At 33.9% G+C, this 13,528-nt stretch carries 10 protein-coding genes; 6 read left to right on the top strand and 4 right to left on the bottom strand.

Annotated features, from left to right (window positions below; translation table 11 throughout):
* Window positions 1-13 precede the first annotated feature (13 nt).
* From mnmE to rpmH, 3 genes are all read right to left on the bottom strand, one after another.
* Window positions 14-1,393, bottom strand: a complete 1,380-nt coding sequence (gene mnmE / locus J5E45_RS05320; RefSeq protein ID WP_101050738.1) for a tRNA uridine-5-carboxymethylaminomethyl(34) synthesis GTPase MnmE — start codon at window positions 1,391-1,393, stop codon at window positions 14-16.
* Between the two features lie 175 nt (window positions 1,394-1,568).
* Window positions 1,569-1,913 carry a ribonuclease P protein component gene (gene rnpA / locus J5E45_RS05325; RefSeq protein ID WP_039067267.1) on the bottom strand — a complete coding sequence of 115 codons (345 nt, stop codon included), beginning with the start codon at window positions 1,911-1,913 and terminating at the stop codon, window positions 1,569-1,571.
* Window positions 1,914-2,071: 158 nt separating this feature from the next.
* Entirely contained in the window at window positions 2,072-2,209 is a 138-nt protein-coding gene (rpmH, locus tag J5E45_RS05330; protein WP_000240855.1) for a 50S ribosomal protein L34, read from the bottom strand.
* Between the two features lie 732 nt (window positions 2,210-2,941).
* Between rpmH and dnaA the strand changes: the two genes are divergently transcribed.
* The 6 genes from dnaA (at window position 2,942) to gyrA (ending at window position 12,392) form a co-directional block, all read left to right on the top strand.
* Window positions 2,942-4,309 (top strand): chromosomal replication initiator protein DnaA, encoded by a 1,368-nt coding sequence (gene dnaA, locus J5E45_RS05335; protein WP_039067249.1) that lies wholly within the window; start codon window positions 2,942-2,944, stop codon window positions 4,307-4,309.
* 242 nt (window positions 4,310-4,551) lie between these two features.
* Window positions 4,552-5,685, top strand: coding sequence for a DNA polymerase III subunit beta (dnaN, locus tag J5E45_RS05340; RefSeq protein ID WP_026113537.1), 1,134 nt, complete (start codon window positions 4,552-4,554; stop codon window positions 5,683-5,685).
* A 673-nt stretch (window positions 5,686-6,358) separates the two neighbouring features.
* Window positions 6,359-6,592: a S4 domain-containing protein YaaA gene (gene yaaA, locus J5E45_RS05345; protein ID WP_171914394.1), complete on the top strand. Its 234-nt coding sequence runs from the start codon at window positions 6,359-6,361 to the stop codon at window positions 6,590-6,592.
* The gene (gene recF, locus J5E45_RS05350) at window positions 6,589-7,704 is read left to right on the top strand and encodes a DNA replication/repair protein RecF (RefSeq protein WP_039067250.1); all 1,116 of its coding nucleotides are present in this window, start codon (window positions 6,589-6,591) and stop codon (window positions 7,702-7,704) included. The genes yaaA and recF overlap by 4 nt, the downstream gene beginning before the upstream one ends.
* Window positions 7,705-7,716: 12 nt before the next feature.
* Window positions 7,717-9,651 carry a DNA topoisomerase (ATP-hydrolyzing) subunit B gene (gene gyrB / locus J5E45_RS05355; protein ID WP_172643867.1) on the top strand — a complete coding sequence of 645 codons (1,935 nt, stop codon included), beginning with the start codon at window positions 7,717-7,719 and terminating at the stop codon, window positions 9,649-9,651.
* Between the two features lie 35 nt (window positions 9,652-9,686).
* Window positions 9,687-12,392, top strand: a complete 2,706-nt coding sequence (gene gyrA / locus J5E45_RS05360; RefSeq protein WP_208181746.1) for a DNA gyrase subunit A — start codon at window positions 9,687-9,689, stop codon at window positions 12,390-12,392.
* 53 nt (window positions 12,393-12,445) lie between these two features.
* Here gyrA and J5E45_RS05365 read toward each other — a convergent pair whose 3' ends face one another.
* Window positions 12,446-13,261 carry an NAD(P)H-hydrate dehydratase gene (locus J5E45_RS05365; RefSeq protein ID WP_069793274.1) on the bottom strand — a complete coding sequence of 272 codons (816 nt, stop codon included), beginning with the start codon at window positions 13,259-13,261 and terminating at the stop codon, window positions 12,446-12,448.
* Between the last annotated feature and the right edge of the window lie 267 nt (window positions 13,262-13,528).

Genomic DNA, 13,528 nt, shown 5'->3' on the forward strand with positions numbered 1-13,528 from the left:
TATTTCCTCCTTATTATTTTCCTAAGCAGAATTGACTAAATAACTGGTCAATCAATTCGTCACTTGCGGATTCTCCGATAATTTCGCCTAAAATTTCCCAAGTTCTCGTTAAGTCTATTTGTATCATATCCATTGGTATACCTGCTTCTGCTGCGTCTATAGCATCTTGAATTGTATTTCTTGCCTGTTTTAGTAACGAGATATGCCTTGAATTCGATACATATGTCATATCTTGATTTTGAACATCGCCACCAAAGAATAAATCTCTGATTTGAATTTCTAATTGATCGATACCTTCTTGTTTTAACATAGACGTTTGTATCAATGGCATATCGCCAATCATTTCTTTAACTTCATCTAAATTCAATTGTTTGTCTAAGTCCATCTTATTTACGATGACAATGGCATCTTCATTTTTAATAACTTCGTATAATTTGCGGTCTTCTTCAGTTAATCGCTCATTATAATTAAGTACAAATAAGATTAAATCTGCTTCACCAAGCGCTTTTCTAGAACGCTCTACACCGATACGCTCTACAATATCTTCTGTCTCACGTATACCTGCTGTATCTACAAGCCTTAATGGTACGCCTCTTACATTAACGTATTCTTCTAATGTATCTCTTGTTGTTCCAGGTACTTCGGTCACTATAGCTTTGTTATCTTGAATAAGATTATTGAGCATAGATGATTTACCGACATTGGGTTTACCAACTATTACTGTAGCTAAGCCCTCTCTCATAATCTTACCTTGGGTACCTGTATCAAGTAATTTATTAATTTCAGTTTTGATTTTATTAGATTTATCTAATAACACTTCAGTTGTCGCATCTTCAACATCATCATATTCAGGATAATCTATGTTAACTTCGACTTGTGCAAGGATTTCGAGAATGGATTGTCGCTGTCGTTTAATCATATCACTTAAACGACCTTCTATTTGATTCATTGCAACTTTAGATGCACGATCGGTCTTAGAACGAATAAAATCCATAACTGCTTCAGCTTGAGATAAATCAATACGACCATTTAAAAATGCGCGTTTCGTATATTCACCAGGTTCTGCCATACGAGCACCATAAGTCATTGTTAATTCTAATATCCTATTTATTGTCAAAATACCACCATGACAATTTATTTCAACAATATCTTCTCTTGTAAAAGTTTTTGGTGCTCTTAATACACTGACCATAACTTCTTCTACTACTTCATTTGATTCAGGATCAATTATATGACCATAATTAATGGTATGAGATGCCACATCTTCAAGCTTTACTTTACCCTTAAATAACTTATCTGCAATTTCTACTGAATCAACACCGGATAAACGCACGATACCTATCGCACCTTCGCCCATTGGCGTGGATATACTCGTTATCGTATCTAAATCCATCATCCATCTCGCCTCCTTTTTGAACTCATTTTTTATCATTATAATATTTTAAAGATTTTCCTATTAAAAAGCGAACATATTGTTTTGAAAATTTAAAAACACACCCAAAGGTAAGGCTTAGGTTTGTCTGAGGTTAGACTAACTTACGTCTTATTTCTAGCCTCCCCTGCCCTACTCAAATGCGTTTATTAAAAACTTTCGCTATTTTCAAAACATGTTCTAGGCTTGCTTGTATTTGTAAAGTATCCATGTGTTTTGCTGGTTGCCTTGCAATTACAATAATTTCCATTGGTATGATATCTTCTTTATGAACTTTAAAATTTTCTCTAATCGCTCGTTTAATTCGATTTCTAACAACCGCATTACCCAATTTTTTAGAAACACTAATACCTAGTCGAAAATGTTCTAAATTTTTATTAGCTTTTGTATATACCACAAACTGCTTATTAGCTACTGATTTCCCTTTTTTATAAATAAATTGAAAATCACTATTCTTTTTAATTCGGTACGCTTTCTCCACCAAACATCACTCACTTATCTATTCATTACATATATTGATAGTTTTATATGTTATATCTATATCCATCATTGTCCTAAAATAGCAATTAAAACTAACATAACCTTTAGCCATTTTGCTAAATTAAAACCAAAAAAAAGACCACTGATGAGTCAGTGATCTTATGCTGATAATACTTTACGGCCTTTACGACGACGACGCGCCAAGACTTTACGACCATTTTTTGTGCTCATGCGTTTTCTGAAACCATGAACTTTACTATGTTTACGTTTATTTGGTTGATAAGTACGTTTTACCATGCAAAAACACCTCCATCTTTATTCGGTTCTATACTATTATAATAGATAAATTAATATACGTTTCTGCCTTAAGTCTTGATTTAACTGTTATTAATTTCTAGTCATAATTCAAGCAACTACTACAATATAACAAAATATATTTTATAAAGCAAGTATCAATTTAAGTCTCTCTTGTAAAATGACCGCAGAGCAATAATACTATTTCTTTAACTATTTATATTGAAGAAACATAATAACTAACACTCTATATTGTCGTTAAATTGTATCATAGCCCTCTTCTGAACATAACCACCTGTACATAATTTCCGTTATACATTTTTCATACATGTTTTATAAATTATTTCCCAAGCCCACAAAGTGCTCAAAATTTGATATACTGTTTATTCCTTAAAGTTATCCACTTATACACAGTATAACATTACATATTTGTGGATAAATTATATGTTATTCACAGGATTCCACATGATTTAGCAACATATTCACACCCATTTGACAGAGGTTAATGTTAAAAAGTATAATTGTGTGGATAAGTCATGTAGATATTGATAGATACAGGGTTTAGTTTATTAAATTATATTGTAAAAGTCTGTGTATAAATCATAGAACTAAATTAGTTATCCACTGATTGTGTGTAACTTGTGGATAATTATCAACAGGCTGTGATTCTTTTTAATTACACTTGTTACTTTTGTGTATAACTTTTAAAATTTACGAAAGTTGGAGTTAGTTATTATGTCGGAAAAAGAAATTTGGGAAAGAGTTCTAACCTTAGCTCAAGAAAAAGTTAGTTATCCTAGCTATCAAACTTTTCTTAAAGATACAAAACTTTATCAACTACAGAACAATGAAGCCATTGTAGTTATAGATGATCCTTTTGTTGCTAATTGGTTAAAATCGAATTACGTTGAAATTGTTCAAAGTGCCTTATACGAGGCAATTGGTCATGAGATCATGCCTGTTTTCTATACAGAAGATGAATTAGAAAATTTAAATCCAAGTAAAAGCCAAGAAACTAATAAGACGGAGCAATTCAAAAAAGAATATACACCTGGCGTAGATGAAGCCGCTATTGGCGGAGAACAGTTCAATACGCATAATACATTTGAAACATTTGTTATTGGTCCTGGAAACAGATTTCCTCACGCAGCAAGTCTTGCAGTTGCTGAAGCACCTGCCCAAGCATACAATCCATTATTTATCTATGGTGGCGTTGGTTTAGGTAAAACTCATTTGATGCATGCAATTGGACATTATGTATTAGCAAATAATCCTGATGCTAAAGTTATTTATACTTCAAGTGAAAAATTTACCAATGAATTTATTAAATCTATTAGAGACAATAAAACTGAACGCTTTAGAGAAAAATACCGTAATATTGATGTACTTCTTATTGATGATATCCAATTTATTCAAAATAAAGAGCAAACACAAGAAGAATTCTTCCATACGTTTAACGAATTACATCAAGCAAATAAACAAATTGTTATTTCTAGTGATAGACCACCTAAAGAAATTGCTAAACTTGAAGATAGATTACGTTCGCGTTTTGAATGGGGCTTAATCGTTGATATCACGCCACCTGATTATGAAACAAGAATGGCAATTTTACAGAAAAAAATCGGTGAAGAAAACTTAGATATCCCGACTGAAGCGCTTACCTATATAGCAAATCAGATTCAGTCAAATATCCGTGAACTTGAAGGCGCATTAACTCGTGTATTAGCATTTTCGAAATTACAAGGACAACCTATTACTACTGAATTAACAGCCGCAGCGTTGAAAGATATTATTCAAGCGCCTAAATCCAAAAAGATCACTATACAAGACATTCAAAAAATTGTCGGTCAATATTATAGTGTAAAAATTGAAGACTTTAGTGCTAAAAAACGTACAAAATCAATTGCCTATCCTAGACAAATTGCAATGTATCTTTCTCGTGAACTAACAGATTTTTCACTTCCTAAAATTGGAGAAGAATTTGGCGGACGTGACCATACTACTGTTATTCATGCACACGAAAAAATTGTAAAAGATATACAAAATGATCCAACTTTTAAACAAGAAGTTGAAAACTTAGAAAAAGAAATAAGAAATCAGTAAAAAAATCTGTACTATAACAGTTTTATTGTAGTTTATTTGAGGAATAACGTGAGGGAACAATTTTTGAGAATTGTGGATAATGTGCAAAAGTAATACACAGTGTGCACAAGTTATCCACAGTCTTTAAACGACGACATTATTACTTAATTTTGAGTTATCCCCTAATCCACAAGCCCTACTACTATTACTACTGTTTTAAAACCTATATAATTTAATATATAAACGACTGGAAGGAGTTTAATATGATGGAATTCACAATTAGAAGAGATTATTTTATTAATCAATTAAATGACACATTAAAAGCCATCTCACCAAGAACAACATTACCAATCTTAACTGGTATAAAAATTGAAGTTAAAAACAATGAAGTAATACTTACTGGATCTGATTCAGAGATATCAATAGAAATCACTATCCCTAAACAAGTTGACGGTGAAACTATAATTGAAATCGCAGAAACTGGCTCAGTGGTACTTCCTGGTCGTTTCTTTGTAGATATTATTAAAAAATTACCAGGTAAAGAAGTTAAATTATCTACCAATGAACAATTCCAAACATTAATTACGTCGGGTCATTCTGAATTTAATTTAAGTGGCTTAGATCCTGATCAATATCCTTTATTACCACAAGTTTCTCGTGATGATGCAATTCAACTATCAGTTAAAGTACTTAAAAACGTGATAGCACAAACGAATTTTGCAGTGTCCACCTCAGAAACACGCCCAGTACTAACTGGTGTTAACTGGCTTATACAAGATAATGAATTAATATGCACAGCTACAGATTCACACCGCTTAGCAGTAAGAAAAGTAGCTTTAGAAGACGACTCTGAAAATAAAAATGTCATCATTCCAGGTAAGGCATTATCTGAATTGAATAAAATTATGTCTGACAATGAAGATGATATCGACATTTTCTTTGCATCTAATCAAGTGCTTTTCAAAGTGGGTAATGTAAACTTTATCTCTCGTTTATTAGAAGGTCATTATCCTGATACATCTCGTTTATTCCCAGAAAATTACGAAATTAAGTTAGGTATTGATAACGGTGAATTCTATCACGCAATTGATCGTGCATCATTATTAGCACGTGAAGGCGGAAATAACGTAATAAAATTAAGTACAGGTAATGAATTAGTAGAACTATCTTCAACATCTCCAGAAATTGGTACTGTGAATGAAGAAGTTAAAGCTAGTAATGTAGACGGCGGTAACTTAAAAATTTCTTTCAACTCTAAATATATGATGGATGCACTCAAAGCCATTGATAACGATGAAGTGGAAATAGAATTTTTCGGTACAATGAAACCATTTATTCTAAAACCGAAAGATGATGACTCAGTTACACAGCTTATTTTACCAATTAGAACATACTAAGATACTGAGTTAGAATAAGTGAAAAATAACAGCTAGATTTATCAGGATAAAATAATATATGCGTAGTATGAGAAAGTTATCTAAGTATATGTTCAACTAATTTTATTAGCTGATTAAGTAGCTTTACAGGAGCGAGACTATGAAATCAATTTGCACATTGGTTTCTGTCCGTTCCTTTTTTTATGGAATTTCAAAATAGCAAAAGTAATTTAAGACATTCAAACGTGTATACAAGTAAGGAAATAACACTGAAAAAGTAAATTGATAAGAGAAGGCGAAATAAATATTAATGACTAGAAGCATTTAAAGAGGCAATATAAGCAAAAATAAACGTTATTGGACCGAAATATCGTAATTTAAAAAAATGCGCTAAAAAAAGCTTAAAATGCAAAATTCAGTTTAAAACTTAAAAGCTATGAATTTTATACCAACGTTTTTAATTTATTTTTAAATAATGATTTGTGAATAGATTGATATTAATTTTCAGTAAATGGATTATTAATCATTAATTTTTGATATAATATTATTAGTAAAGAGCTACTATAAATGACTTTGAAACTAAATGTAGAAAAATAGTTAAAATAAGTTGAAAGAAATCGCTTACTCACTGTATTTTACATGAAATTTTTCGTAAAAAAAGGTATAATATATAAGTGAGCTTAAAAGAAATGGAGTGATTGATTTGGTTGAAGAAGTAATCGTTGATGGGGATATTACTTTAGGACAATTTCTAAAGACAGAAGGTATTATCGAATCTGGCGGACAAGCAAAATGGTTCTTACAAGATTTTGACGTCATGATTAATGACGAACGTGAAACGCGCCGTGGTAAAAAATTAAATCATCGAGATAGTATTGTTATACCAGAAGTCGGTTCATTTTTGATTTTACATCAAGGTGAAGAATGAAATTAAAGAAACTCCAACTAGAGCATTATCGAAATTATGAGTCAATCAGTTTAAATTGTCACCCTGACGTAAATATTTTGATTGGTGAAAATGCTCAAGGGAAGACAAACTTACTTGAATCAATCTATACCTTAGCATTAGCAAAAAGCCATAGAACATCTAATGACAAAGAACTGATACGTTTTAATAGCGATTATGCTAAAATAGAAGGTGAACTTAGCTATAGATATGGCGAAATGCCTTTAACGATGTACATCACCAAAAAAGGCAAGCAAGTTAAAATCAATCACTTAGAGCAAAGTAGACTGACACAATATATAGGTCATTTAAATGTCGTATTGTTTGCGCCTGAAGATTTAAACATTGTCAAAGGATCGCCACAAGTTAGACGAAGATTTATAGACATGGAACTTGGTCAAATATCTGCGGTATATTTAAATGATTTATCACAATATCAGAGGATTTTAAAACAAAAAAATAATTACTTGAAGCAACTGCAATATGGTCAAAAGACGGACAGTACAATGCTAGAAGTCTTAAATCAACAATTTGCAGAGTACGCTCTCAAAATTACACAAAGACGTGAACATTTTATTAAAGAACTTGAATCACTAGCTAAACCTATCCATTCTGGTATTACCAATGAACGTGAAACATTGTCACTAGAGTACTTGCCAAGTATTAAATTGGCAGGTGGGGAACAAAGTGAGACGGAACGCTTAGAGGAAGTCTTAACTTTACTTAATGACAATATGGAACGCGAGAAAGACCGAGGTGTATGTTTATATGGGCCTCACAGAGATGATTTAGGTTTTAATGTAAATGGTATGGATGCTCAAACTTACGGTTCGCAAGGCCAACAACGAACGACTGCACTATCAATAAAACTCGCAGAAATTGAGTTGATGAACATTGAAGTCGGTGAGTACCCAATATTATTGCTAGATGATGTATTAAGTGAATTAGATGATTCGCGTCAATCTCATTTATTGAGCACTATTCAACATAAAGTGCAGACTTTTGTAACGACGACATCCGTAGATGGTATAGAACATGAAATTATGAAAAACGCTAAACTTTATCGCATTAATCAAGGCGAAATTATAAAGTAACAGAAAGTGAAGGTGGAAGCATTGTCAGATGTGAACAACACGGAAGATTATGGTGCTGGACAGATACAAGTATTAGAAGGTCTAGAAGCGGTACGTAAAAGACCTGGTATGTATATAGGGTCAACTTCAGAAAAAGGTTTACACCATCTTGTATGGGAAATTGTCGATAATAGTATTGATGAAGCACTAGCAGGGTATGCTAACCAAATCGAAGTTGTTATTGAAAAAGATAATTGGATTAAAGTAACAGATAATGGGCGTGGTATCCCAGTTGGTATACAAGAAAAAATGGGGCGTCCAGCAGTTGAAGTTATTTTAACAGTACTTCATGCCGGTGGTAAGTTCGGCGGCGGCGGATATAAAGTTTCTGGTGGTCTACATGGTGTTGGTTCTTCTGTGGTTAATGCCTTATCTGAAGACCTGGAAGTTTATGTGTATAAAGATCGTCAAGTTTATCATCAAGCTTACAAAAAGGGTGTTCCGCAATTTGACTTGAAAGTAGTTGAAGAAACAGATGATGATAACACTGGTACAGTGATTCGTTTTAAAGCGGACCCTGAAATTTTTACAGAAACAACTGAATATCATTATGAAACATTACAACAACGTACAAGAGAACTAGCTTTCTTAAATAAAGGTATTTCAATCACTTTAAGAGATGAGCGTGGTGAAGAAGTGAGAGAAGACACTTATCACTACGAAGGCGGTATCAAGTCTTACGTTGAGATGTTAAATGAAAACAAAGAACCATTACATGAAGAGCCTATATATGTCCATCAAACAAAAGATGATATTGAAGTTGAAATTGCATTACAATACAACAAAGGCTTTGCAACTAATTTATTGACTTATGCGAATAACATACACACTTATGAAGGTGGTACACATGAAGAAGGTTTTAAACGAGCACTTTCTCGCGTATTAAATAGCTATGGTATAAGCAGTAAAATTATTAAAGATGATAAAGAGAGACTTTCAGGTGAAGATACACGTGAAGGTTTAACAGCAATCGTCTCAATCAAGCACGGCGATCCACAATTTGAGGGACAAACAAAAACGAAATTAGGTAACTCTGAGGTACGTCAAGTTGTTGATAAATTATTCTCTGAGTTGTTCGAGCGTTTCTTATTAGAAAATCCACAGGTAGGACGCATAGTCGTTGAAAAAGGTATAATGGCTTCTCACGCACGTCTTGCTGCGAAAAAAGCACGTGAAGTGACACGTCGTAAATCTGCTTTAGAAATTTCAAGCTTACCTGGTAAATTAGCAGATTGCTCTAGTAAAGATCCTTCTAGAAGTGAAATCTTTATCGTAGAGGGTGACTCTGCCGGGGGGTCTACAAAATCAGGCAGAGATTCAGAAACGCAAGCAATTTTACCGTTGCGTGGTAAGATATTAAACGTTGAAAAAGCCCGATTAGATAGAATATTAAATAATAATGAAATCCGTTCTATGATTACAGCATTTGGTACAGGTATTGGTGGAGAATTTGATTTAAGTAAAGCACGTTACCATAAAATTGTATTGATGACTGATGCTGACGTCGACGGTGCGCATATTAGAACATTGCTATTAACCTTCTTCTATCGCTTTATGAGACCATTAATAGAAGCAGGCTATGTATATATTGCTCAACCGCCTTTATTTAAACTAACACAAGGTAAACAGAAGTATTATGTGTTTAATGAACGTGAATTGGAAAAACTTAAAGCCGAGTTAGATCCTACACCAAAATGGTCAATCGCACGTTATAAAGGTCTTGGTGAAATGAACGCAGACCAATTATGGGAAACAACAATGAACCCAGAAAATAGAGCTATGTTGCAAGTATCATTAGATGACGCGATAGAGGCAGATCAGGTTTTTGAAATGCTTATGGGAGACGTTGTTGAGAATCGTAGACAGTTTATTGAAGATAACGCAGTCTATGCCAACCTAGATTTCTAATACAATGAACTGAATTTTTGAAGGAGGATATCTTGATGGCTGAATTACCTGAATCAAGAATTAATGAACGAAATATAACGAGTGAGATGCGCGAATCGTTTTTAGATTATGCGATGAGCGTTATTGTATCACGTGCTTTACCAGATGTTAGAGATGGTTTGAAACCAGTACATCGACGTATATTATATGGTTTGCACGAACAAGGTATGACACCAGATAAGTCGTACAAGAAGTCTGCCCGTATTGTTGGGGACGTAATGGGTAAATATCATCCACATGGTGACTCATCTATTTATGAAGCAATGGTTAGAATGGCACAAGACTTCAGCTATCGATATCCTTTAATTGATGGACAAGGTAACTTTGGTTCAATGGATGGCGATGGTGCAGCGGCGATGCGTTATACTGAAGCACGTATGTCTAAGATCACATTAGAAATGCTTAGAGATATAAACAAAGATACGATTGATTTTATAGATAACTACGATGGTAATGAGAGAGAGCCGGCAGTCTTACCTTCAAGGTTCCCAAACTTACTAGTTAACGGTGCTTCAGGGATTGCAGTAGGTATGGCTACCAATATTCCGCCGCACAATTTAACAGAAGTTATTAATGGTGTGTTGAGTTTAAGTTATAATCCTGATATTACTGTTGCAGAATTAATGGAAGATGTTCAAGGTCCTGATTTTCCGACGGCAGGTATTATACTTGGAAAGAGTGGTATTCGTCGTGCGTTTGAAACAGGTCGAGGGTCTATCCAAATGCGTTCACGTGCAGAAATAGAAGAACGTGGTGGCGGACGCCAACGCATTGTCGTTACAGAAGTTCCGTACCAAGTAAATAAAGCACGTATGATTGAAAAAATTGCAGAATTAGCACGTGATAAAAAAATTGATGGTATTACAGATTTACGTGACGAAACAAGTTTACGTACAGGTGTGCGTGTTGTTATTGATATCCGTAAAGATGCAAACGCAAGCGTCGTATTAAATAATTTATATAAACAAACGCCATTACAAACATCATTTGGTGTAAATATGATTGCTTTAGTTAATGGTAGACCTAAATTAATTTCACTTAAAGAAGCTTTAGAAGAGTATTTAGAGCATCAAAAAGTGGTTGTACGTAGACGTACAGAATATAACTTGAAGAAAGCATTAGATCGTGCACATATTTTAGAAGGACTAAGAATTGCATTAGACCATATCGATGAAATTATTCGAGTAATTCGTGAATCAGAAACTGATAAAGTAGCGATGGCTAGCTTACAAGAACAATTTAAATTATCTGAACGTCAAGCTCAAGCTATTTTAGACATGCGTTTAAGACGACTAACAGGTTTAGAACGCGATAAGATTGAAGCTGAATATAATGAATTAATTGCATATATTGAAGAATTAAAAGAGATTCTTGCCGATGAAGAAAAATTATTACAAATTGTCCGTAATGAATTAATTGATATACGTGAACGCTATGGTGATGAACGTAAATCTGAAATTCAACTTGGTGGACTAGACGATATTGAAGATGAAGATTTAATACCTGAAGAACAAATCGTGATTACATTAAGTCACAATAACTATATTAAACGTTTACCAGTTTCTACATATAGAGCACAACATCGTGGTGGACGTGGCGTACAAGGTATGAATACACTTGAAGAAGACTTTGTTAGTCAGCTCGTAACGTTAAGTACGCACGACAACGTATTATTCTTTACTAATAAAGGACGTGTGTACAAACTTAAAGGTTATGAAGTGCCTGAGCTATCACGTCAGTCTAAAGGCATCCCAGTAGTCAATGCTATTGAACTTGATAACGATGAATCAATCAGTACTATGATCGCGGTTAAAGACTTAGAAAGTGAAGATGATTACTTAGTATTTGCAACACGCAAAGGTAGAGTGAAGCGTTCTGCATTGAGTAACTTCTCTCATATCAATAAAAACGGTAAGATTGCCATTAGCTTCAAAAATGATGATGAACTGATTGCTGTTCGTCTCACTGATGGAGAACAAGACATTCTGATTGGCACATCTCATGCATCACTAATACGCTTTAATGAAACAACCTTGCGCCCGCTTGGTCGTACAGCAGCAGGTGTTAAAGGTATTACATTAAGAGAAGACGATAAAGTTGTCGGTTTAGATGTTACTAATGCTGATAGCGATGAAGAGATTCTAGTCGTTACTGAAAATGGGTACGGTAAACGTACGCCAGTTGGTGATTACAGATTATCAAATCGTGGCGGTAAAGGTATAAAAACAGCTACAATTACTGAACGTAACGGTAACATTGTGTGTATTACTTCAGTAACTGGAGAAGAAGATCTGATGGTTGTAACAAACTCAGGCGTCATTATCCGTATTGATGTAGAAGATATTTCGCAAAATGGCCGTGCTGCTCAAGGTGTAAGATTGATTAAATTAGGTGAAAATCAAATTGTATCAACAGTAGCCAAAGTAAACGATGAAGATGACATTAATAAAGATGGGGAATCAACTGAAGCTATAGCATCTGATGTAGACAATAACAATGCATCACAAACTGATTTGCAAGATTCACAAAACAGTGAAGTCATCGTAGAAGGTGATGCCCCTGGAAATGCAATTCACACAGAAGTCGATGAAGAAGATAACACGTCAGGCAATGATGAACGACAAGAAGTAAGACAAGACTTTATGGATCGTGTTAATGAAGATATAGACAACGCAGACCAAACAGCAGATGAAGACAACTAAGAAGAATAACTCGAACTAAAAGACCCACCTCAAATGAGGTGGGTCTTTTTATATTAATTATTTTCCAATGATTTCATAGCAATTGGAATTTCGCTGATAAGTCTGGAAGGTGGAACAACATACATTTTCTCAGCTAATTGTTCTCCAATAAAACTGTGTGTATATGTCGCACTTGTAACAGCTTCTTCGATGTCATTAAATTGGCCTACAAAGCTAGTTATCATACCAGATAAAGTATCACCCATACCACCAGTGGCCATCGCTGGTGTACCAATAGGTAGTTTGTAATCTTTATCTTTAAAGTAGAGTTCTGTACCATGCATCTTCAATACAATTGTTGCCCCGATACGGTCTACCGCTTCACGGTTACGCTCATAAGTTTGTTCTTCTATCGGGATACCACTTAAACGTTCCCACTCTTTTTGATGTGGCGTGAAAATAACTTTGCAAGTTGGAATTTCAGGTTTCAATTTACTGAAAATCGTAATAGCATCACCATCAACTATAAGTGTTTGATGTGGTTGTATATTTTGAAGTAAGAAAGTAATAGCGTTATTACCTTTAAAATCACAGCCTAACCCTGGGCCGATTAAGATACAATCGGTGTTTTCAATCATTTTTGTTAACATTTTTGTATCATTAATATCGATTACCATTGCCTCAGGACAACGTGAATGCAAAGCAGCATGATTTGTTGGATGTGTTGCTACTGTTATTAAACCACTACCACTATATACACATGCGCGTGCTGCAAGCATGATTGCACCACCTAAGTTTGCATTACCGCCAATTAAAAGAATTCTACCATAATCGCCTTTATGTGTTTCATCTTTACGTTTTGGAATGCTTACTGATGATAAAGTTTCCATTTTGAAACCTCCTTCTTAAATTATTGAATGTGTGTAAATTTCTATATTTTAATAAAGAAAATTAACTGACTAACATATTGAAATGATTCTACTTTTAATAGCGATTATAACAAGTGCAGAATTATTTGTATTGCAATTAATTTTCCTTAGTTTTCGTCATAGGAATTATAAATACAATAAGAAATATTATACCTGGTTGTCCTATTAGTCAACAGTTAAAAGAGTTAAGAATTTATTAATTTCAATAAACTTATTTTTATTACAACT

Origin of the sequence: Staphylococcus shinii (assembly GCF_017583065.1) — a bacterium.
GTDB lineage: Bacteria > Bacillota > Bacilli > Staphylococcales > Staphylococcaceae > Staphylococcus > Staphylococcus shinii.

Excerpts from the sequence above, each read along its gene's own strand:
- dnaA (WP_039067249.1), top strand. The coding sequence starts at position 2,942 with ATGTCGGAAAAAGAAATTTGGGAAAGAGTTCTAACCTTAGCTCAAGAA.
- dnaN (WP_026113537.1), top strand. The coding sequence starts at position 4,552 with ATGATGGAATTCACAATTAGAAGAGATTATTTTATTAATCAATTAAAT.
- rpmH (WP_000240855.1), bottom strand. The coding sequence starts at position 2,209 with ATGGTAAAACGTACTTATCAACCAAATAAACGTAAACATAGTAAAGTT.
- J5E45_RS05365 (WP_069793274.1), bottom strand. The coding sequence starts at position 13,261 with ATGGAAACTTTATCATCAGTAAGCATTCCAAAACGTAAAGATGAAACA.
- gyrA (WP_208181746.1), top strand. The coding sequence starts at position 9,687 with ATGGCTGAATTACCTGAATCAAGAATTAATGAACGAAATATAACGAGT.
- mnmE (WP_101050738.1), bottom strand. The coding sequence starts at position 1,393 with ATGGATTTAGATACGATAACGAGTATATCCACGCCAATGGGCGAAGGT.
- recF (WP_039067250.1), top strand. The coding sequence starts at position 6,589 with ATGAAATTAAAGAAACTCCAACTAGAGCATTATCGAAATTATGAGTCA.